Source organism: Acidovorax delafieldii (assembly GCF_007993815.1).
Classification (GTDB): Bacteria; Pseudomonadota; Gammaproteobacteria; order Burkholderiales; family Burkholderiaceae_C; genus Acidovorax; species Acidovorax delafieldii.
The window spans coordinates 715606-735190 of record NZ_VJWE01000011.1 but is presented as its reverse complement, the minus strand read 5'-3'; the positions used below and the strand labels follow the sequence as shown (position 1 = coordinate 735190).

Genomic DNA, 19585 nt, shown 5'->3' with positions numbered 1-19585 from the left:
CAAAAACAATAGCTGTCAGCGCTTTTCGGATGGGCGCTGGCAGCCAATTTGGCTTCAGATGTCCAGGCAGTAACCCATGCCCCGGTGGGTACTGATGTACTCGCGCGCCGGGTCCAGCTCGCGCAGCTTGGCGCGCAGGGTTTTGATGTGGGTGTCCACCGTGCGGTCGGTGCTTTCGCTGTCGTCGCCCCAGGCGGCGGCCAGCAAGGCGTCGCGCGAATGGATGCGGCCTGCGCCGCGCAGCAGGTGGGCCAGCAGGCGGTACTCGCGCCGGGTCAGCGCCAGGGCCTGGCCGCGCAGGCTGATGCGCTGGCCCGTCTCGTCGTCGTGGAACAGCGCGGCGGCCGTGGCGGCGGGCGCTGCCGGGTGGCCGTTGCCATTGCCGTGGCCGTGGCCCGCACGGCGCAGCAGCGCCTTCACGCGCGCAGCCAGTTCGCGCGGACTGAAGGGTTTGGTGAGGTAGTCGTCGGCACCCAGCTCCAGGCCCAGCACGCGGTCGATTTCTTCGCCGTGGGCGCTGAGCATCAGCACGGGCAGAGCGGCGGTGGGCGCGGTGTTGCGCACATCGCGCAGCAGGTCCAGGCCGCTGCCGTCGGGCAGGCCCACGTCCAGCACCAGCAGGTCAAACCGCGCGCTCTGCAGCTGCTGGCGCGCGTCGTGCACCAGCAGGCTGTGCGTGACGGTCAGGCCATCGCGCTCCAGCGCATAGGCCACGGTGCGGGCGATGGCGGGGTCGTCTTCGAGCAGCAGCAGGCGGGCGGACATGGAGGGTCAGCGTGCGACGAGGATGGGGAACAGCTTGCCCAGCCCGTCGGCCATCACTTCCACGGCCAGCGCAGCCAGAATGAGGCCCATGAGGCGGGTCATCACATTGATGCCGGTCTTGCCCAGCACGCGCGCAATGGGGTCGGCCAGCGCAAAGCACACGGCCGTGGCCAGTGCGATGACCACGCCGTAGCCCACCAGCGCGGCGTGCTGCCAGAAGGTCTGGGCGCGGTCGGCATAAATCACCACGGTGGACATGCTGGCCGGGCCGGTGAGCAGCGGAATGGTGAGCGGCACCACGGCAATGCTGCTGCCGGCGGCGGCCTTTTCGGCGCCTTCTTCGTATTCGTTGGTGCTGGGCTTGGCCTCGGCGGGCTGGGCGTTGAGCATGTTCATCGCGCTGATGAGCAGCAGCATGCCGCCGCCCACCTGGAAGCTCTGCAGCGAGATGTTGAAGAAGTCGAGGATCTGCAGGCCCAGCAGCGCACAGGCTGCAATTACGCAGAACACGCTGAAGCTGGCCACCTGGATGGTGCGGCGCCGCTGCGGGTACGAGAAGCCCTGCGTGTAGTGGATGAAGAACGGCACGATGGCCAGCGGGTTCACGATGGCCAGCAGGGTGATCAGGGGTTTGAGGTCCATCAGGGCGCTCCCAAGGGCAAGTGGGCAGGGTGGTTCTTCGGGGGGCTCAGGCCAACGGCGGATGAGGGTGGCGCAGCCCGGGCTGTGCGCGAGTATGCGGTGTTTTCTGCGCCGTTTGGCGGCCAAGCATGCTGCATTGCAGCGTGCCTGCCACGGGTGGCTCCGGGCCTTCTCTCCTAGCGCCCGCCCGACACATCCATCAAGGTGGCGGTGGTGTAGCTCGCTGCAGGGGACATCAGCCAGACGATGGCCTCGGCCACCTCGTCGGCCGTGCCGCCGCGCTGCATGGGCACCTGGTGCGAGAGGTCGCGCACGCGGTCGGGCAGCCCGCCGCTGGCGTGGATGTCGGTCTCGATCAGGCCCGGGCGCACGGCGTTCACGCGGATGCCCTCGGCCGCCACTTCGCGCGCCAGGCCGATGGTGAAGGTGTCGATGGCGCCCTTGGCGGCCGCGTAGTCCACATACTGGTGGGCCGAGCCCAGTCGCGAGGCGGCGCTGGACACATTGACGATGGCACCGCCGCTGCCGCCGTGGCGCGTGCTCATGCGCCGCACGGCCTCGCGGGCGCAGACGATGCTGCCGATCACGTTGGTGTCGAACATGCGGCGCAGGCGTTCGGTGCTCATTGCGTCCACCCGGGCGGTCACGTCCACCACGCCGGCGTTGTTGACCAGGGCGCTGATGCGGCCCAGCTGGGTGTCCACGGCCTGGAACATGGCCAGGATGTCGGCCTCGCTCGCCACGTCACCCTGCACCGCGATGGCGGTGCCGCCTTCTGCACGGATGGCATCGACCACGCTCTGCGCAGCGGCCTCGTTGGCGAGGTAGTTGACGGCCACAGCCCAGCCATGTTTTGCGGCCAGCCGTGCGGTGGCGGCGCCAATGCCCCGGCTGGCGCCAGTGATTAGTGCGATCTTCTCCATGGGGTGGGGTCTCCTGCAAGAATGGCGCATTGGAACAGGTTCTGCCCCCCGCAGCGCAGCGCCCGCACCCATAGCGCGGACCCTCTGCGCACCATACGTACCAAATCCAAGGAGCATTCAGCATGGGACAGTTTGTCGATCTGACGTCGAGTGACGGTTTTGTGGCCCCCGCCTGGGTCGTCAGTCCCGAGGGCACGCCCCGTGGCGCCGTGGTGGTGCTGCAAGAAATTTTTGGCGTGAACTCGCACATTCGTTCGGTGGCCGACCGCTACGCCGCCAGTGGCTACCTGGCCGTGGCGCCGTCCACCTTTCACCGCGTCAAGCAAGGGGTGGAGCTGGGCTACACCGGTGACGACATGCAGGCCGGCATGGGTCTGAAGGCCGCGGTCGAGGCCCTGCCTGCCCCGGGCGTGCTGCCCGACATCCAGGCCGCCATCGACTACGCCGCGCAGCAAAGCGGCGGCAAGGTGGGCATCGTGGGCTACTGCTGGGGCGGCCTGCTGACCTGGCGCTCGGCCTGCCTGCTGCAGGGCCTGTCGGCCGCCGTGCCGTACTACGGCGGTGGCGTGACCACGCCGGAAGAAGTGGCCCGCACGCCCAAGGTGCCGGTGCTGGCCCACTTTGGCGAGCGCGACCACTGGATTCCGCTCGATAGCGTGCAGGCCTTCGGCAAGGCCCACCCGGAGGTCGAAGTGCATGTGTACGCCGCCGACCACGGCTTCAACTGCGACCAGCGCGGCAGCTATGACGAGGCCGCCGCCAACACGGCGCGCGAGCGCACCTTGGCCTTCTTTGCCAAGCACCTGGGCTGAGACAGCGACAGCACGGCGACACGGTAGCGAACAACCAAACGGGGGTGGTCATGGCGGATTTCAGGCAATTTCGGCCTCAAGCGCTATTCCGTCATGTGCTGGCAGCTACTATTTTGATAGCGCTATGCGCCACCACCCACGCGGCCGACTACACCGGCCCCCTGTTTGACGCCCACCTGCACTACAACGAAGAAGCGTGGGACGGCCGCTCAGGCCCGCACCCACCCGCCGATGTGCTGGCGCGCATGAAGGCCAGCGGCGTGCGCGCCATCGTGGCCAACTCGCGGCCCAATGCCGGGTCGCTCACCCTGGCGGGCCTGCCGCAGACCCGTGAGGCCGGTGTGGCTGTGGTGCCGTTTGTGCGGCTGTACCGCAACCGCGCCGACTACACCGGCTGGTTTGCCGACGACACCATCTACGACATGGTGCAGACGGAACTGGCCCGGGGCACACCGGCCGGCCCGTACCGGGGCCTGGGCGAATTCCACCTGTACGACAGCGCCAACGCCAACGGCCCCGTCGCCAAAAAGCTCATGGCCCTGGCCGAGCAGCGGGACCTGATGGTGCTGGCCCATGTGGACGACACCGCCATCGACCTGCTGATGGCCAACACCCCGTCCCAAGGCCAGAAGGCCCGGCTGATCTGGGCCCACACCGGCATTGGCGGCGCGCCTGTGGAGCGGGTGGACGCCCTGATGGCCCGCTACCCGGGCCTGGTGGGCGAACTCTCGTACCGTCCCGGCCTGGTGTGCGACGACAACCAGCTGTGCCCCGCCTGGCGAGTGCTGCTGCTCAAGTACCCCACGCGCTTCGTGATCGGCTCGGACACCTGGGTCAACCAGCGCTGGCAACACTACGAAAGCCTGATGCAGGGCTACCGCCAGTGGCTGGGCGGCCTGCCCGCCGATGTGGCGCGCAAGGTGGCGTGGGATAACGCGGCGGGGCTGTTTGGGGTGGCCAGGCCATAAGGCACTGGAACGCATGACCCTTCCTGTTTTTGGGTGACGCACGCTGATACGGGCGCTGACCCAAGCCAGGGATGCCAAGCAAGGGCCGCCCCGCAGCGAGGGCATCGTCCCCCTTCCCGGCGAAGCCGAGAGAAGGGGGAAGGCCCGAAGGGCCTCAGGGGGATGTTCCTATCTTGTCCTCGCCAGATACCGCTTGCGCCAGAACAGCAGCACCAGCGACACCGCGATGAACACCATCGACCCCATGGCCCACCAGAAGCCATCGGCCTTGTGCACCAGTGGAATGAACTCGAAGTTCATCCCGAAAATGCCCGCGATCAGGTTCAGCGGCAAAAACACGGCCGTGAGCGCCGTGAGGGTGCGCATGATGTCGTTGGTGCGGTTGCTCTGCACCGAAAAGTGCATCTGCACGGCGGTTTCGGTGCTCTGCTCCAGGCGCCGCACGTGGTGCACCACGCGCTCGATGTGCTCCAGCACGTCGCGGCTGCGCACCTTGAGCAGGTCCAGCTCGCGCAGGCCCGCCGGCGTGTCGGGCAGGGCCCAGGTTTCCAGCGCGTCGATCCAGTCCTGCGCGGCGGTGCGCTGGTCTTCGCAGATCTCGTCGAGCATGTGCAGCGACAGGCGCGCTTCGAGCAGCGAGGTCCAGTTCACGTACCGCGCGCGGGGCTTGAGCAGTTCGGTCTGCCAGTGGTCCAGCTGGCGGGTGAGCTCGCGGCGCAGGTCCAGGTAGCCGTCCACCATCTGGTTGACCACGCGCAGCATCAGGTCGGCGGGACTGGTGGGCAGGCGTGCGCCCGAGATCGGGCTGCTGCGGCCCTCGCCCATGCCGGGGCTGGCGTGGGCGTTGCCGTGAGCGTGGCTGGCATTGTTGGCGCTGCTGGTTCCGTTGCCGATTCCATTGCTGTTGGCCGGGGTGGCCGCCAGCAGCCGCGTCGCGTAGGCATCGCGCACCGCGCAGTCGGTGGGGTGCACGGTCAGCAGCAGCTGGTCGAACACCGCAAACCCCACGGGGCTGGTGTCGATGCGCCGCAGCACGGGCGGGCCGCTGCGCTTGACCGGGGCGTTGGGGTTATTGTCAGGCTCGGCGGCAACGGCCGGTGTGGCGGGGGCAGCAGGCCCGGCCTGCGCAGCATCGCCCTGCACCGTGGCCAGGCGGCGGAACACCAGCAGGTCGTACTGCGAGGTGTAGTCGTAGTGCGAGGGCAGCTGGGCGTTGAGCAGGTCGGACACATGCAGGTCCACCAGCTGCAGCCCGATCAGCGCCTGCAGGCGGCCCTGGATCTCGGCGAGCCGTGCCTGAAAGGCCGGACGGGCGCAGGCCACCCAGAGAAAGCCCTGCGCCGGCATCTGGGCGGGCAGGGCGGTGAGCTCCTGCACGCCGCTGCTGTGGATGTGAAAGATGCGCATGGACACCGTGGTTTCATTCAAAAGCGCCGGTGGCGCTAGTGGAATATGCGCTGACAGCTATTATTTTTGTAGCTTGCGTACCACGTCGCGCGCAAAGTAGGTCAGCACGCCGTCGGCGCCTGCGCGCTTGAAGGCCAGCAGGCTTTCCATCATCACGGCGTCGTGGTCCAGCCAGCCGTTGGCGGCAGCGGCCTTGATCATGGCGTACTCGCCGCTCACCTGGTAGGCAAAGGTGGGCACGTGGAACTCGTCCTTCACCCGGCGCACGATGTCCAGGTAGGGCATGCCGGGTTTCACCATCACCATGTCGGCGCCTTCGGCGATGTCGATGGCCACTTCGCGCAGGGCCTCGTCGCTGTTGCCGGGGTCCATCTGGTACACGTTCTTGTCGGCCTTGCCCAGGGCGCCGCGCGTGCCCACCGCGTCGCGGAAGGGGCCGTAGAAGGCGCTGGCGTATTTGGCGCTGTAGGCCATGATGCGGGTGTGGATGTGGCCCTGCACCTCCAGCGCCTCGCGGATCGCACCGATGCGCCCGTCCATCATGTCGCTGGGGGCGACGATGTCCACGCCCGCCTCGGCATGCGTGAGCGCCTGGCCAGTGAGGATCTCCACCGTCTCGTCGTTGATGATGTAGCCGGTCTCGTCGAGCACGCCGTCCTGGCCGTGGCTGGTGTAAGGGTCCAGCGCCACGTCGGTCATCACGCCCAGGTCGGGAAACTCCTTCTTCAGCGCCTGCACCACGCGCGGGATCAGGCCGTCGGGGTTCAGGGCTTCCTTGCCGTCCGGTGTCTTGAGCGACGGGTCAATCGCCGGGAACAGCGCCAGCACCGGGATGCCCAGTTTCACGCAGTCTTCGGCCACGGGCAGCAACAGGTCCAGGCTCAGGCGGTCCACGCCGGGCATGGAGGTCACGGCCTCGCTGCGGTTCGTGCCCTCGTGCACGAACACGGGGTAGATCAGGTCGTCCGCGGTGACCACGTTCTCGCGCACCAGGCGGCGGGTGAATGCATCGCGGCGCAGGCGGCGGGGGCGGTTCTGGGGGAATGGGGCAGGGCTTTGGAGGTGCATCATCGGATTATGAAGCCCCCCTGTGGCGCTGCGCGCCTTCCCCCTGGGGGGACGCCACCCCTGGTCCGGAAAAGCCGGATCCACGGTGGCACTGGCAGGGGTCGGTGGCGGTGGTTGGCGCTCCTGCGCTCTGTGGAAAAGCCGCTTGTAACCGCCCATGCCCAGTGCTAGATTGGTGCCGGGCGGCTTGCCGCCCCCCGCTTTTCCTCCCTGAGCGGGACCTGGGCTGCAGCGATGCGGCACAGGCTTTCCCGGCCCGGCGGATCTGCCGGGCTTTTTTTTGGGGTTGTCCCGTCGGAGTGGCGTAGGCCCGTAAACTGCCCCCATGCTCTGGGTCAAAGCCTTTCACATCGTTTTCGTGGCCAGCTGGTTTGCGGGCCTGTTCTATCTGCCGCGCATCTTCGTCAACCTGGCAATGGTGGCGCCCGGCTCGGCCGCCGAGCGCGACCGCCTGCTGCTCATGGCACGCAAGCTGATGCGCTTCACCACCCTGCTGGCTGTGCCCGCCATTGCGCTGGGGCTGTGGCTGTGGCTGGGCTACGGCATTGGCCGGGGCCCGGGCAATGGCTGGATGCATGCCAAGCTGGCTGTGGTGGTGCTGGTCATCGGCTACCACCATGCGTGCAGCGTGCTGCTGCGCAAGCTGGCCGACGGCACCAGCCGCCGCAGCCATGTGTGGTTCCGCTGGTTCAACGAAGCACCGGTGCTGCTGCTGCTGGTGGCCGTGGTGCTGGTGGTGGTCAAACCCTTTTGACGGAGACGCAGAGGGCGCATGCACAAAACCTCTGCCTGGCCGCTCGCGCTGACGTATACGGCGCTGATCGTTTTTGCCAGCCTGTTCCCGTTTGACGGGTGGCGCGAGCAGGGGATCGACCCCCTGGTCTTCCTGCTGGCCCGGTTGCCCCCCCCGTACTGGACGGGGTTTGACGTGGTCACCAACCTCGTGGGGTACGCGCCCCTGGGCTTTTTGCTGGTGCTGGGCCTGTTGCGCTCGGGCTGGCGGCGTGTGCTGTGGGCGGTGGCGCTGGCCACGCTGGTGGGCACGCTGCTGTCGCTGTGCATGGAGTTTCTGCAGATCTACCTGCCCCGGCGCGTGCCCTCCAACCTGGACTTGGCGCTCAACGCGCTGGGCACGCTGGCCGGTGCGCTGAGCGCCGCGCTGCTGGAGCGGCTGGGGGCGCTGGACCGCTGGAGCGACTTCCGGGCGCGCTGGTTTGTGTCCGACGCTTCGGGCGGCATGGTGCTGCTGGCGCTGTGGCCGCTGGCGCTGCTGTTTCCGGCCGCGGTGCCCTTTGGCCTGGGCCAGGTGCTGGAGCGGCTGGAGGCCGCGCTCATCGACCTGCTGGCCGATACGCCGTTCCTGGAGTGGCTGCCGCTGCGCGAGACCGAGCTGGACCCGCTGTCACCCAGCGGCGAGCTGCTGTGCGTCACCCTGGGGCTGCTCATCCCCTGTCTGCTGGGGTATTGCGTGATCCGCCAGATGGGGCGGCGCGCCCTGTTTGCGCTCGCGGTGGTGGGGGTGGGCATTGTGCTGACCGCGCTGTCCGCCGCACTGAGCTGGGGCCCCGTGCACGCCTGGGAGTGGATGGACCTGCCCGTGCGCGTGGGCGTGTGGGCGGCGCTGGCGTTGACCCTGCTGATGCTGGCCCTGCCGCGCCGTGCCTGCGCTGCCGTGCTGCTGCTGGCGCTCACCTGGCACCTGGCACTGTTAAACCAGGCGCCCACCAGTGCCTACTTTGCCCAGACGCTGCAGATCTGGGAGCAGGGCCGTTTCATCCGCTTTTATGGTCTGGGCCAGTGGCTGGGCTGGCTGTGGCCCTACCTGACGCTGCTGTATGTGGTGTTTCGGGTGTCCCGGCGAGAGGGCGGTGCCTGAGTCGCAGGGCGATGGCCTCCGGCTTTCTGTGTGGCCGGGCAGGGGCTTGGGGCGTGGCCTCGCCCGCTGGGAGAGGCAGGGGTCCTTAAAATGCAGGGATGAGCGACACCCCTTCCGCACCGGCCGCAGCGCCCGGTTACTACCAGCGCCACATCTTCTTCTGCCTCAACGAGCGCACCAACGGGGAAGACAGCTGCGCGCACCACAACGCACAGGCGGGTTTTGACCGCTGCAAGGCCCAGGTCAAGGCCGCCGGGCTGGCGGGTGCCGGCAAGGTGCGTGTGAACAAGGCCGGTTGCCTGGACCGTTGCGCGGGTGGCCCCGTGGCCGTGGTCTACCCCGAGGGCACCTGGTACACCTATGTGGACGCGGCGGACATCGACGAAATCGTCGAATCGCACCTCAAGAACGGCCAGGTGGTGGAGCGTCTGGTCACGCCAGCGGAACTTGGCCGCTGAGCGCGGCTCCATCCCTGTCTTGGAACGATTTTGGCAGCAGGCGCTAGTGGATCATGCCCCTGTTGCTATTGATTGAGTAGCAAATCCGTGAATGCCCAGACCGAACGCCTGACCCTGTCCGGCCCCGCAGGCGCCATCGAGGCCGTGCGCGACTGCGCCACCCTGGCCGATGGCGCGGCGCCCCGTGGCGTCGCCATCATCGCCCACCCGCATCCGCTGTTTGGCGGCACCATGGACAACAAGGTGGTGCAGACCCTGGCGCGCGCATTTGTGCAGTGTGGCTGGACGGCGGTGCGCTTCAACTTCCGCGGCGTGGGCGCCACGGCCGGCGTGTACGACGAAGGCCGGGGTGAGTTGCAGGACCTGCTGGCGGTGGTGGAGCAGGTGGCTCCCGCCGCCGAGGGGCAACCCCTGGCGCTGGCGGGGTTTTCTTTCGGTGCGTTTGTCACCAGCCATGCGCTGGAGGCACTGTGGCCCACGCAGCGCGTGCAGAAGGCCGTGCTGGTCGGCACGGCCGCCAGCCGCTTCACGGTGGCCCCTGTGCCGCCCGATGCCCACCTGCGCACGCTGGTCGTGCACGGCGAGCAGGACGACACCGTGCCGCTGTCCGCCGTGATGGACTGGGCCCGGCCCCAGATACTGCCTGTCACAGTCGTCCCCGCAGGCGGTCATTTCTTTCACGGACAATTGCCGCTTCTGAAGAACCTGGTGGTCCGCCACCTGCAATCGGGCGCCTGAGGGGCGCCGCCCGGACCGGCTCCGGCCGTCCGTCGTCTTCCCTCTCCCGCCGTCTCTCCCACCCTTTTTTCGAGCCTCTCCAGCCCCCTCCTGCCCCATGAAACGAATCCTGTCTGCGTTGCGATCCCTGGCCGTCTTTGCTGCGGTGGCCCCGGCTGCCTTTGGCGCCCTGGCCCAGGCACCCCAGCCCCCCGAAATCGCCGCGCGCACCTACCTGCTGGTGGATGTCACCGCCAACCAGGTGCTGGCCGCCAAGGACATCGACGCGCCGGTGGAGCAGGCCTCGCTCACCAAGCTCATGACGGGCTACCTGGTGTTCGACGCCCTGCGCTCCAAGAAGATCGCGCTGGACCAGAAGCTGCCCGTGAGCGTGCGCGCCTGGAAGATGCCCGGCTCGCGCATGTTCATCGACCCCAAGATGCAGGTGCCGGTCGAAGACCTCATCAAGGGCATGATCGTGCAGTCCGGCAACGACGCCACCATGGCCCTGGCCGAAGGCGTGGGCGGCACGGCCGAGAACTTCGTCAAGCTCATGAACGACCAGGCGCAGGCGCTGGGCATGAAGGGCACGAGCTACAAGAACCCCGAAGGCCTGACGGAGCCCGGTCACACCACCACGGCGCGCGACCTCTCCGTGCTGGCCATGCGGCTGATGAAGGACTTCCCGGAGTACATGCACTACTACTCCACCAAGCAGTACAGCTACCCGGGCACTCCGGCATCGAACGGCAGCAACCGCAATTCGCTGCTGTTCCGCGACCCCACGGTGGATGGCCTCAAGACCGGCCACACCGCTGCGGCGGGCTACTGCCTGGTGGCCACGTCCAAGCGTGAATTCCCCGGCGTGGGCCAGCGCCGTCTGCTGTCCATCGTGCTGGGTGCCGCGAGCGAAAACGCGCGCGCGAACGAAAGCCAGAAGCTGCTGAACTGGGGTTACACCGCGTTCGAGGCGGTCAAGTTGTTTGACGCAGGCAAGCCGGTGGCGACCCCTGCCGTCTGGAAGGGCAAGGACAGCGTGCTGAAGATCGGCCGCGAGGAGGCCATCGTGGTCGCCGTGCCCGCCGGCAGCGCTGGCAAGGTCACCACCCAGATCGCCCGCCCCGACCCGTTGGTGGCGCCTTACACCAAGGGTCAGGCCATTGGCACCCTCAAGGTCATGCTGGGCGACCAGTCCATCGGCGAAGTGCCCCTGGTGGCGCTGGAGGCGGTGGAGCAGGCCGGCATCCTGGGCCGTGCCTGGGATGCCATTCGCCTCTGGATCAAGTGACGCTGCCTTGCAGAAGGTGGCGAACCACTTCTGAAACCATAGCTGGCTGCGCAGGTCCGGCATATGTCGGGCCTGTTTTTCGCTCCTTTTGCGGCCAGTTCCTGTCAGATCACCGGGATGGCTGCAGGTGTCAGAAACTGCTGCAAGCCGCAGTGGGCTTGCCTTTCAGGGGGCATCCTGCTACATTAGAAGGCTTTTCGGAATTTCCGAAGGGATTCACGTTTTCGCTTTCACGAAGCAAATTCACGTTTAGGGACGTATTTCATGCCAACCATTAATCAACTGGTCCGTCAGGGGCGCGAGGTCGAAAAGACCAAGTCCAAGAGCCCTGCGATGGAAAACTCTCCACAGCGCCGTGGCGTGTGCACCCGTGTGTACACCACGACGCCTAAGAAGCCTAACTCCGCTCTGCGTAAGGTCGCCAAGGTGCGCCTGACCAACGGTTTTGAGGTGATCTCCTACATCGGCGGTGAAGGCCACAACCTGCAGGAACACAGCGTGGTGCTGGTTCGCGGCGGTCGTGTGAAGGACTTGCCCGGTGTGCGTTACCACATCGTGCGTGGCTCGCTGGACTTGCAAGGCGTGAAAGACCGCAAGCAAGCCCGCTCCAAGTACGGCGCGAAGAAGCCAAAGGCCAAGTAAGCCCTGGCCCTTTCGGTCTGAAGAATTTTCGGTGCTGTTTTTCCGCGTGGCGCGGAAGTGCAGCGTAGTGACCCCAAACGCAGGTGTTCTGCGCGGGTCGAGTAAGTGGGAGTCCAGAGATTGGCTCTCGCGGTGTCTGAAAAGATGCCAACTGAAGCAAAGATAGAGGTAAAAAATGCCACGTCGTCGCGAAGTCCCCAAACGTGAAATCCTGCCGGATCCCAAGTTCGGCAATGTAGAGCTGTCCAAATTCATGAACGTGATCATGGAAGGCGGCAAGAAGGCAGTTGCAGAGCGCATCATTTACGGCGCCCTGGAACTGATCGAGAAGAAGCACCCCGATAAGGACCCTCTGGAAGCCTTTACCGTTGCCATCAACAACGTGAAGCCCATGGTGGAAGTGAAGTCCCGCCGCGTGGGCGGTGCCAACTACCAAGTGCCCGTGGAAGTGCGCCCTGTCCGTCGTTTGGCCCTGTCCATGCGCTGGATCAAGGAAGCCGCCCGCAAGCGTGGTGAAAAGTCGATGGCCCAACGCCTGGCCAACGAACTGCTGGAAGCCACCGAAGGCCGTGGCGGCGCCATGAAGAAGCGTGACGAAGTGCACCGTATGGCCGAAGCCAACAAGGCATTCAGCCACTTCCGCTTCTAAATCGACGACCTTTCCTCGTCGCCAGACGCAAGGCTGCAAGCATTTTTGCCTGCAGCCTTGTGGCGATTGAGGTGGTCACAAAATTGACGGGTTGCAGCGCCACAATGGTCGCCCCGTCCCCCGAATAACACGACCCATCCAAGGATCCACCATGGCTCGCAAGACTCCCATCGAGCGCTACCGCAATATCGGTATCTCGGCCCACATTGACGCTGGCAAGACCACGACCACCGAACGTATCCTGTTCTACACGGGCGTGAGCCACAAGATTGGTGAAGTGCACGATGGCGCTGCCACCATGGACTGGATGGAGCAGGAACAAGAGCGTGGCATCACGATCACGTCCGCTGCCACGACCTGCTTCTGGAAAGGCATGGACAACTCTTACGAAGAGCACCGCTTCAACATCATCGACACCCCCGGCCACGTGGACTTCACGATCGAAGTGGAGCGTTCGATGCGCGTGCTCGACGGCGCCTGCATGGTGTATTGCGCTGTGGGTGGCGTGCAGCCCCAGTCGGAAACCGTTTGGCGCCAGGCCAACAAGTACAAGGTGCCTCGTCTGGCCTTTGTGAACAAGATGGACCGTACCGGTGCCAACTTCTTCAAGGTCTATGACCAGATGAAGCTGCGCCTGAAGGCCAACCCCGTGCCCGTGGTGATCCCGATCGGTGCCGAAGACAAGTTCACCGGCGTGGTCGATCTGCTCAAGATGAAGGCCATCCTGTGGGATGAAGCGTCGCAGGGCATGAAGTTCAGCTACGAAGAAATCCCGGCTGACCTGGTGGAATCCGCCAAGGAATGGCGTGAAAAGATGGTGGAAGCTGCTGCCGAAGCCTCTGAAGAGCTGATGAACAAGTACCTGGAAGAGGGCGACCTCTCCGAAGCCGAAATCAAGTTCGGCCTGCGTACGCGCACCATCGCCACGGAAATCCATCCCATGCTGTGTGGCACCGCGTTCAAGAACAAGGGCGTGCAGCGCATGCTGGACGCCGTGATTGACTACCTGCCAGCACCGACGGACATTCCTGATGTGACGGGCACGGACGAAGACGAAAACCCAGTCACCCGCAAGGCGGATGACAACGAGAAGTTCTCGGCCCTGGCATTCAAGCTGATGACTGACCCCTTCGTGGGCCAGTTGACCTTCGTGCGCGTGTACTCCGGCGTGCTGAGCAAGGGTGACACCGTTTACAACCCGATCAAGGGCAAGAAAGAACGTATCGGCCGTATCGTGCAGATGCACGCCAACGAGCGTCAGGAAGTCGAAGAAATCCGCGCTGGCGACATTGCTGCCTGTGTGGGCCTGAAGGACGTGACCACCGGTGAAACGCTGAGTGATCTCGATTCCCAGATCATTCTGGAGCGCATGGTGTTCCCTGAGCCTGTGATCACCCAGGCCGTGGAACCCAAGACCAAGGCCGACCAGGAAAAGATGGGCATCGCTCTGCAGCGCCTGGCTGCAGAAGATCCATCGTTCCGCGTGAAGACCGATGAAGAATCGGGCCAGACGCTGATCGCCGGCATGGGCGAGCTGCACCTGGAAATCATCGTGGACCGCATGAAGCGTGAATTCGGCGTGGAAGCCAACGTGGGCAAGCCCCAGGTTGCTTACCGCGAAACCATCCGCAAGACGGTGGAAGAAGCCGAAGGCAAGTTCGTGCGCCAGTCTGGCGGTAAGGGCCAATACGGCCACGTTGTGCTCAAGATCGAACCCAACGAAGCCGGCAAGGGCAACGAGTTCGTCGATGCCATCAAGGGCGGTGTGGTGCCTCGTGAATTCATCCCGGCCGTGGAAAAGGGTTTCAACGAAGCCGTCACGCAAGGCGTGCTGGCCGGTTACCCCGTGGTGGACGTCAAGGTCACGCTGCACTTCGGTTCGTACCACGATGTGGACTCGAACGAACTGGCGTTCAAGATGGCTGCCATCTTCGGCTTCAAGGAAGGCTGCAAGAAGGCCGGTCCGGTCATTCTGGAACCCATGATGGCCGTGGAAGTGGAAACGCCTGAAGACTACGCCGGCAACGTGATGGGCGACCTGTCCAGCCGCCGCGGCATGGTGCAGGGCATGGACGACATCCCAGGCGGTGGCAAGGCCATCAAGGCCGAAGTGCCCCTGTCCGAAATGTTCGGCTACTCCACGACCCTGCGCTCCATGTCGCAAGGTCGCGCTACCTACACGATGGAATTCAAGCACTACAGCGAAGCCCCTCGCAACGTGTCTGAAGCCATCATGGCAGCGCGCGCCAAGTAAGTAAGCACTTCGCCCGGGCCCTTTTGGTCCGGGCTTTGTTTTGTCTGCGATCCGGTGCCACTCTGTTCCCTGTGCGGAGTGAATCAGCAACCAGATGCAGACGTAAAACCACTACACAGGGATTGCTCTTTGGAGAATTGAAATGGCAAAAGGTAAGTTTGAACGCACCAAGCCCCACGTGAACGTGGGCACGATCGGTCACGTGGACCATGGCAAGACGACGCTGACGGCAGCGATCGCTACCGTGCTGTCCGCCAAGTTCGGCGGCGAAGCCAAGGCCTACGACCAGATCGACGCTGCGCCCGAAGAAAAGGCCCGCGGTATCACGATCAACACCGCCCACGTGGAATACGAAACGGCCAACCGCCACTACGCTCACGTGGACTGCCCTGGTCACGCCGACTATGTGAAGAACATGATCACCGGCGCTGCCCAGATGGACGGCGCTATCCTGGTCTGCTCCGCTGCTGACGGCCCCATGCCCCAGACCCGCGAGCACATCCTGCTGGCTCGCCAAGTGGGCGTGCCTTACATCATCGTGTTCCTGAACAAGTGCGACATGGTGGACGACGAAGAACTCCTGGAACTCGTCGAAATGGAAGTGCGCGAACTCCTGGACAAGTACGACTTCCCAGGCGACGACACCCCCATCATCCGTGGCTCTGCCAAGCTCGCCCTGGAAGGCGACAAGGGCAAGCTGGGTGAAGAAGCCATCATGAAGCTGGCCGAAGCCCTGGACACCTACATCCCCACGCCAGAGCGCGCTGTGGACGGTGCCTTCCTGATGCCTGTGGAAGACGTGTTCTCCATCTCCGGCCGTGGCACCGTGGTGACCGGTCGCGTGGAACGCGGCATCATCAAGGTCGGCGAAGAAATCGAAATCGTGGGTATCCGCGACACGCAAAAGACCACCTGCACCGGTGTGGAAATGTTCCGCAAGCTGCTGGACCAAGGCCAAGCTGGCGACAACGTCGGCCTGCTGCTGCGCGGTACCAAGCGCGAAGACGTGGAGCGTGGCCAAGTGCTGTGCAAGCCCGGCTCGATCAAGCCCCACACCCACTTCACGGCTGAGGTGTATGTGCTGAGCAAGGACGAAGGCGGTCGCCACACTCCTTTCTTCAACAACTACCGTCCCCAGTTCTACTTCCGCACGACCGACGTGACTGGCGCCATCGAGCTGCCAGCCGACAAGGAAATGGTCATGCCTGGTGACAACGTGTCGATCACTGTGAAGCTGATCAACCCCATCGCCATGGAAGAAGGTCTGCGCTTCGCTATCCGCGAAGGCGGCCGTACCGTGGGCGCTGGCGTCGTGGCCAAGATCATTGCTTAATCAAGCAAGGTATACAGGGGTATAGCTCAATTGGCAGAGCGTCGGTCTCCAAAACCGAAGGTTGTAGGTTCGATTCCTACTGCCCCTGCCACTTGAATGTGGCCCCCAACAAGCCCGCCAGACCCTGGCGGGCTTCGGTGTCTTAAGTGATGCCGTGACTAGGAAGCAGGAAATACTCAAAGATGGCCACTTCACAGGTTGAAACAGTCAATACAGGCGCAGACAAGGCCAAGCTCGCAGCGGTAGTGGCGTTGGTCATTGCCTCCGTTGCGGGCTTTTATTTGTTGAGCAAGCAAGGCGCTGTCGTGCAGTGGGCGGCATTGATCGTCGGGCTGGTTGCGGCTGCGGCGGTGTTTTTGGTGTCGGAATCGGGGCGTCAATTCGTCGCGTTTGCCAAAGACGCATGGCGCGAAGTGAAAAAGGTGGTCTGGCCTACGCGCAAGGAAACCTTGCAGATGACGGCCTATGTGTTTGCCTTTGTGGTCATCATGGCGCTTTTTCTGTGGTTCACGGACAAGACGCTGGAGTGGGTCTTGTACGACTTGATTTTGGGTTGGAGAAAGTCATGACGACCGCTGCGGAAATCACGGGAGCACAAGCTCCTGCAGGCGCTTCTGCCTCGGCCAATCCAGACCTGCGCTGGTACATTGTCCATGCCTATTCAGGCATGGAAAAAGCGGTCGAACGCAACATTCAGGAGCGCATCGGCCGTTCTGGCATGCAAGACAAATTTGGTCGGATCTTGGTGCCGACCGAAGAAGTCGTGGAAATGAAGAACGGTCAACGCAAGACGACGGAGCGTCGCTTGTTCCCTGGCTATGTGTTCGTTGAGATGGTGATGGATGACGATACCTGGCACTTGGTGAAGCACACCAACAAGGTCACAGGTTTCGTGGGCGGCGCCAAGAACAGGCCTGCACCCATCTCGGAAGACGAAGTACAAAAGATCGTCAGCCAGATGCAGGAAGGCACCGACAAACCACGCCACAAGATCGAGTTCATGGTGGGCGAGTTGGTGCGCGTCAAGGAAGGTCCTTTCACGGACTTCAATGGCTCTGTCGAGGAAGTCAATTACGAAAAGAGTCGCGTGCGCGTCTCTGTGATGATTTTCGGTCGCTCGACCCCTGTGGAGTTGGAGTTCGGACAGGTCGAAAAGACATAAATCTGTCGATCACAAGCCTGACTGCCTCGGCAGTCAGGGCAATGATTTTGGACGCCGCACTTTTCGGCTCGGTGCGGATGTCGTCACAGTGAGTCGTTAACCCGGGGAGCTGGTGGTTGCATGGTGCAACACAAGCGTTATGACCCGTCAGGAGTAAAGCATGGCGAAAAAAATCGTCGGTTTTATCAAGCTGCAAGTTCCAGCTGGTAAGGCCAATCCATCCCCACCGATCGGCCCAGCACTGGGTCAACGTGGCCTCAACATCATGGAGTTCTGCAAGGCATTCAATGCGCAGACCCAAGGTGTGGAGCCAGGTCTGCCACTGCCCGTGGTCATCACGGCGTTTGCAGACAAGAGCTTTACCTTCATCATCAAGACGCCGCCTGCGACGACTCTGATCAAGAAGGCCATCAAGCTCGAAAAGGGTTCTTCCAATGCTCTGAAGACCAAGGTTGGCAAGATCACGCGCGAACAGCTCGAAGAGATCGCCAAGACCAAGATGAAGGACATGAACGCCGCCAACGTTGACGCTGCTGTCCGTACGCTGGCTGGTTCCGCACGCTCGATGGGCGTGACGGTGGAGGGTTTGTAAATGGCCAAGTTGACGAAAAAGCAAAAGGCCCTGCAGGGCAAGGTTGACAGCACCAAGCTGTACGCTTTTGCAGACGCAGTGGCGCTCGTGAAAGAAGGTGCAACGGCCAAGTTCGATGAATCCATCGACGTGGCAGTGCAACTGGGCATCGATGCCAAGAAGTCGGACCAAGTGGTGCGTGGCGCCGTGGTGCTGCCCAATGGCACTGGCAAGACGACCCGTGTCGCTGTGTTTGCACAAGGCGCCAAAGCGGAAGAAGCCAAGGCTGCGGGTGCTGACATCGTTGGCATGGACGACCTGGCTGCCATGGTCAAGGCTGGTGACATGCCTTTCGACGTGGTGATTGCTGCCCCCGACGCTATGCGCGTTGTGGGTACGCTGGGCCAGATTCTGGGCCCTCGTGGTCTGATGCCTAACCCCAAGGTTGGCACCGTGACTCCTGACGTTGCCACGGCTGTGAAGAACGCCAAGGCTGGTCAGGTGCAATTCCGCGTGGACAAGGCCGGTATCGTGCACAGCACCATTGGCCGCCGTTCGTTCGACAACGAAAAGCTGCAAGGCAACCTGGCTGCGCTGATCGATGCACTGAACAAGGCCAAGCCAGCTTCGAGCAAGGGTCTGTACCTGCGCAAGGTCGCTGTGTCCTCCACGATGGGCGTTGGCGTCCGCGTGGATACGCAATCCATCGCAGCGTAATTGCGATTGAAATCTTCGGGCCTTTTTCAAAGGGCCTGATGTGGTGGGCTGTGGGTGGTGCAATACCTGCCTGCAGGCCATCCAAGACCGTTGGTGTGTGGTTCGCCGCACTTAATCCCCTTGCGGGGCCAACGCAGATGGCGATCCCGCTGCAGATGGAATTCGTTCCGAAACAGTTGGTCGCTGCAACAAGAGCGCGCAGGAGGGTGCAAGCCTGAGTGCGCAATTTAAGGAGTAGACCTTGAGTCTTAATCGCAGTGAGAAAGAAGCGGTCATCAGTGAAGTGACCAGCCTCGCCGCTAAAGCTCAAACGCTTGTGATCGCGGAATACCGTGGCATCACGGTCGCCGACATGACCAAACTGCGCGTTGATGCTCGCAGCAAGGGTGTGAGCCTGAGTGTTCTGAAGAACACCCTGGCCCGCCGTGCTGTGGCAGGCAGCCAGTTTGACGTGGTGGCAGACCAGATGACCGGTCCCCTGATCTATGGCTTCTCCGAAGACGCCGTGGCTGCCGCGAAAGTGGTGGCTGACTTTGCGAAGACCAACGACAAGTTGGTGATTCGCGGTGGCGCTTTCGGTGGTAAAGCCCTGGACGTCAACGGCGTGAAGCAACTGGCCAACATTCCTTCCAAGGAAGTTCTGCTGGCTCAGATTTGTGGCTTGCTTATGTCCCCCATGTCGCGTACAGCCGTTGTGCTGGGCGCACTGGCGGCGAAAAAAGGCGAAGGCGCAGCCGCACCGGCCGCCGAACCTGCAGCAGCTTGATAGCTGGGCAGTCAACCAACACAATTGTTAGGAAATCAAAATGGCATTCGATAAAGACGCATTTTTGACCGCGCTGGACAGCATGACGGTTCTGGAACTCAATGACCTGGTGAAGGCCATTGAAGAGAAGTTTGGCGTGAGCGCTGCAGCTATGGCTGCTCCTGCTGCCGCTGGTGGTGGTGCTGGCGCCGCTGCTGCTGAAGAAAAGACGGAATTCAACGTGGTGCTGACCGAAGCCGGCGCCAACAAGGTGTCCGTCATCAAGGCAGTGCGCGAAATCACCGGCCTGGGCCTCAAGGAAGCCAAGGACCTGGTGGACGGCGCTCCTAAGAACGTCAAGGAAGGCATTGCCAAGGCCGACGCCGAAGCAGCCGTCAAGAAGCTGGTGGAAGCCGGCGCCAAGGCCGAGCTCAAGTAATTCGGTCTTGCTCAAGGGCTGGAGTGCTCCTCAAAGGGCCTCCAGCCTTTGGTGCTTTCAGAGAGCACCCGTAAGCCCCGTCTGCAACGAGGCTTTCGAGTGTCTTCTGACAACCCCGACAGCAGAAGACGCCTTGGTTCGGGTGATGT

At 63.5% G+C, this 19585-nt stretch carries 22 protein-coding genes and 1 tRNA gene; 18 read left to right on the top strand and 5 right to left on the bottom strand.

The annotated features are described in order from the left end of the window. Positions 1-54: 54 nt before the first annotated feature. The 3 genes from ATF69_RS06085 to ATF69_RS06075 all read right to left on the bottom strand — a co-directional run bounded on the left by ATF69_RS06085 (position 55) and on the right by ATF69_RS06075 (position 2330). Positions 55-765 (bottom strand): winged helix-turn-helix domain-containing protein, encoded by a 711-nt coding sequence (locus tag ATF69_RS06085; protein ID WP_146870204.1) that lies wholly within the window; start codon positions 763-765, stop codon positions 55-57. Positions 766-771: 6 nt separating this feature from the next. Further along, entirely contained in the window at positions 772-1407 is a 636-nt protein-coding gene (locus ATF69_RS06080) for a MarC family protein (RefSeq protein ID WP_055402029.1), read from the bottom strand. Positions 1408-1583: 176 nt separating this feature from the next. Further along, positions 1584-2330, bottom strand: a complete 747-nt coding sequence (locus tag ATF69_RS06075) for an SDR family oxidoreductase (RefSeq protein ID WP_146870203.1) — start codon at positions 2328-2330, stop codon at positions 1584-1586. A gap of 122 nt (positions 2331-2452) precedes the next feature. Between ATF69_RS06075 and ATF69_RS06070 the strand changes: the two genes are divergently transcribed. Both ATF69_RS06070 and ATF69_RS06065 read left to right on the top strand, forming a co-directional pair. Then, positions 2453-3142: a dienelactone hydrolase family protein gene (locus tag ATF69_RS06070; RefSeq protein ID WP_146870202.1), complete on the top strand. Its 690-nt coding sequence runs from the start codon at positions 2453-2455 to the stop codon at positions 3140-3142. Positions 3143-3192: 50 nt separating this feature from the next. After that, positions 3193-4110, top strand: a complete 918-nt coding sequence (locus tag ATF69_RS06065) for an amidohydrolase family protein (protein WP_425291762.1) — start codon at positions 3193-3195, stop codon at positions 4108-4110. Positions 4111-4278: 168 nt separating this feature from the next. Here the strand turns inward: ATF69_RS06065 and ATF69_RS06060 are convergent, their stop codons facing one another. Both ATF69_RS06060 and hemB read right to left on the bottom strand, forming a co-directional pair. Continuing rightward, positions 4279-5517 carry a magnesium transporter CorA family protein gene (locus ATF69_RS06060; protein ID WP_208758695.1) on the bottom strand — a complete coding sequence of 413 codons (1239 nt, stop codon included), beginning with the start codon at positions 5515-5517 and terminating at the stop codon, positions 4279-4281. Between the two features lie 60 nt (positions 5518-5577). After that, complete coding sequence (hemB, locus tag ATF69_RS06055) at positions 5578-6585, bottom strand: porphobilinogen synthase (protein WP_146870727.1); 1008 nt, start codon at positions 6583-6585, stop codon at positions 5578-5580. 325 nt (positions 6586-6910) lie between these two features. Here hemB and ATF69_RS06050 point away from each other — a divergent pair, with 325 nt between their 5' ends. From ATF69_RS06050 to rplL, 16 genes are all read left to right on the top strand, one after another. Further along, entirely contained in the window at positions 6911-7339 is a 429-nt protein-coding gene (locus ATF69_RS06050; RefSeq protein ID WP_015012180.1) for a CopD family protein, read from the top strand. 18 nt (positions 7340-7357) lie between these two features. After that, entirely contained in the window at positions 7358-8461 is a 1104-nt protein-coding gene (locus tag ATF69_RS06045; protein WP_146870199.1) for a VanZ family protein, read from the top strand. A gap of 98 nt (positions 8462-8559) precedes the next feature. Continuing rightward, positions 8560-8919 (top strand): (2Fe-2S) ferredoxin domain-containing protein, encoded by a 360-nt coding sequence (locus tag ATF69_RS06040; protein ID WP_015012182.1) that lies wholly within the window; start codon positions 8560-8562, stop codon positions 8917-8919. 87 nt (positions 8920-9006) lie between these two features. Then, positions 9007-9657 carry an alpha/beta hydrolase gene (locus tag ATF69_RS06035; RefSeq protein WP_146870198.1) on the top strand — a complete coding sequence of 217 codons (651 nt, stop codon included), beginning with the start codon at positions 9007-9009 and terminating at the stop codon, positions 9655-9657. A 97-nt stretch (positions 9658-9754) separates the two neighbouring features. Then, complete coding sequence (locus ATF69_RS06030; protein ID WP_056057545.1) at positions 9755-10924, top strand: D-alanyl-D-alanine carboxypeptidase family protein; 1170 nt, start codon at positions 9755-9757, stop codon at positions 10922-10924. A gap of 264 nt (positions 10925-11188) precedes the next feature. Beyond that, entirely contained in the window at positions 11189-11566 is a 378-nt protein-coding gene (gene rpsL, locus ATF69_RS06025; protein ID WP_015012185.1) for a 30S ribosomal protein S12, read from the top strand. A 175-nt stretch (positions 11567-11741) separates the two neighbouring features. Then, positions 11742-12215 carry a 30S ribosomal protein S7 gene (rpsG, locus tag ATF69_RS06020; RefSeq protein ID WP_005798541.1) on the top strand — a complete coding sequence of 158 codons (474 nt, stop codon included), beginning with the start codon at positions 11742-11744 and terminating at the stop codon, positions 12213-12215. 151 nt (positions 12216-12366) lie between these two features. Next, positions 12367-14469 (top strand): elongation factor G, encoded by a 2103-nt coding sequence (gene fusA, locus ATF69_RS06015; protein WP_056742093.1) that lies wholly within the window; start codon positions 12367-12369, stop codon positions 14467-14469. A 142-nt stretch (positions 14470-14611) separates the two neighbouring features. Continuing rightward, entirely contained in the window at positions 14612-15802 is a 1191-nt protein-coding gene (tuf, locus tag ATF69_RS06010; RefSeq protein ID WP_099731469.1) for an elongation factor Tu, read from the top strand. Between the two features lie 15 nt (positions 15803-15817). After that, positions 15818-15893 (top strand) — tRNA-Trp (locus tag ATF69_RS06005). 91 nt (positions 15894-15984) lie between these two features. Next, a complete protein-coding gene (gene secE / locus ATF69_RS06000) occupies positions 15985-16371 on the top strand; it encodes a preprotein translocase subunit SecE (protein ID WP_056641821.1) in 387 nt (128 codons plus the stop codon). Next, positions 16368-16964, top strand: coding sequence for a transcription termination/antitermination protein NusG (nusG, locus tag ATF69_RS05995; RefSeq protein ID WP_015012231.1), 597 nt, complete (start codon positions 16368-16370; stop codon positions 16962-16964). Before secE ends, nusG begins: the two co-directional genes overlap by 4 nt. A gap of 160 nt (positions 16965-17124) precedes the next feature. Then, positions 17125-17556 carry a 50S ribosomal protein L11 gene (rplK, locus tag ATF69_RS05990; RefSeq protein ID WP_008907082.1) on the top strand — a complete coding sequence of 144 codons (432 nt, stop codon included), beginning with the start codon at positions 17125-17127 and terminating at the stop codon, positions 17554-17556. Continuing rightward, a complete protein-coding gene (rplA, locus tag ATF69_RS05985; RefSeq protein WP_146870197.1) occupies positions 17557-18252 on the top strand; it encodes a 50S ribosomal protein L1 in 696 nt (231 codons plus the stop codon). A 241-nt stretch (positions 18253-18493) separates the two neighbouring features. Beyond that, the gene (gene rplJ / locus ATF69_RS05980) at positions 18494-19018 is read left to right on the top strand and encodes a 50S ribosomal protein L10 (RefSeq protein ID WP_034695835.1); all 525 of its coding nucleotides are present in this window, start codon (positions 18494-18496) and stop codon (positions 19016-19018) included. 40 nt (positions 19019-19058) lie between these two features. Beyond that, positions 19059-19436, top strand: coding sequence for a 50S ribosomal protein L7/L12 (rplL, locus tag ATF69_RS05975; RefSeq protein ID WP_008907085.1), 378 nt, complete (start codon positions 19059-19061; stop codon positions 19434-19436). The last annotated feature ends 149 nt before the right edge of the window (positions 19437-19585 follow it).

Coding starts and splice junctions, on each gene's coding strand:
- fusA (WP_056742093.1), top strand. CDS start 12,367: ATGGCTCGCAAGACTCCCATCGAGCGCTACCGCAATATCGGTATCTCG.
- secE (WP_056641821.1), top strand. CDS start 15,985: ATGGCCACTTCACAGGTTGAAACAGTCAATACAGGCGCAGACAAGGCC.
- ATF69_RS06060 (WP_208758695.1), bottom strand. CDS start 5,517: ATGCGCATCTTTCACATCCACAGCAGCGGCGTGCAGGAGCTCACCGCC.
- rpsG (WP_005798541.1), top strand. CDS start 11,742: ATGCCACGTCGTCGCGAAGTCCCCAAACGTGAAATCCTGCCGGATCCC.
- ATF69_RS06080 (WP_055402029.1), bottom strand. CDS start 1,407: ATGGACCTCAAACCCCTGATCACCCTGCTGGCCATCGTGAACCCGCTG.
- ATF69_RS06075 (WP_146870203.1), bottom strand. CDS start 2,330: ATGGAGAAGATCGCACTAATCACTGGCGCCAGCCGGGGCATTGGCGCC.
- ATF69_RS06085 (WP_146870204.1), bottom strand. CDS start 765: ATGTCCGCCCGCCTGCTGCTGCTCGAAGACGACCCCGCCATCGCCCGC.
- ATF69_RS06070 (WP_146870202.1), top strand. CDS start 2,453: ATGGGACAGTTTGTCGATCTGACGTCGAGTGACGGTTTTGTGGCCCCC.
- nusG (WP_015012231.1), top strand. CDS start 16,368: ATGACGACCGCTGCGGAAATCACGGGAGCACAAGCTCCTGCAGGCGCT.
- rplK (WP_008907082.1), top strand. CDS start 17,125: ATGGCGAAAAAAATCGTCGGTTTTATCAAGCTGCAAGTTCCAGCTGGT.
- hemB (WP_146870727.1), bottom strand. CDS start 6,585: ATGCACCTCCAAAGCCCTGCCCCATTCCCCCAGAACCGCCCCCGCCGC.
- ATF69_RS06030 (WP_056057545.1), top strand. CDS start 9,755: ATGAAACGAATCCTGTCTGCGTTGCGATCCCTGGCCGTCTTTGCTGCG.
- rplL (WP_008907085.1), top strand. CDS start 19,059: ATGGCATTCGATAAAGACGCATTTTTGACCGCGCTGGACAGCATGACG.
- tuf (WP_099731469.1), top strand. CDS start 14,612: ATGGCAAAAGGTAAGTTTGAACGCACCAAGCCCCACGTGAACGTGGGC.
- ATF69_RS06040 (WP_015012182.1), top strand. CDS start 8,560: ATGAGCGACACCCCTTCCGCACCGGCCGCAGCGCCCGGTTACTACCAG.
- ATF69_RS06050 (WP_015012180.1), top strand. CDS start 6,911: ATGCTCTGGGTCAAAGCCTTTCACATCGTTTTCGTGGCCAGCTGGTTT.
- ATF69_RS06045 (WP_146870199.1), top strand. CDS start 7,358: ATGCACAAAACCTCTGCCTGGCCGCTCGCGCTGACGTATACGGCGCTG.
- rpsL (WP_015012185.1), top strand. CDS start 11,189: ATGCCAACCATTAATCAACTGGTCCGTCAGGGGCGCGAGGTCGAAAAG.
- ATF69_RS06065 (WP_425291762.1), top strand. CDS start 3,193: ATGGCGGATTTCAGGCAATTTCGGCCTCAAGCGCTATTCCGTCATGTG.
- rplA (WP_146870197.1), top strand. CDS start 17,557: ATGGCCAAGTTGACGAAAAAGCAAAAGGCCCTGCAGGGCAAGGTTGAC.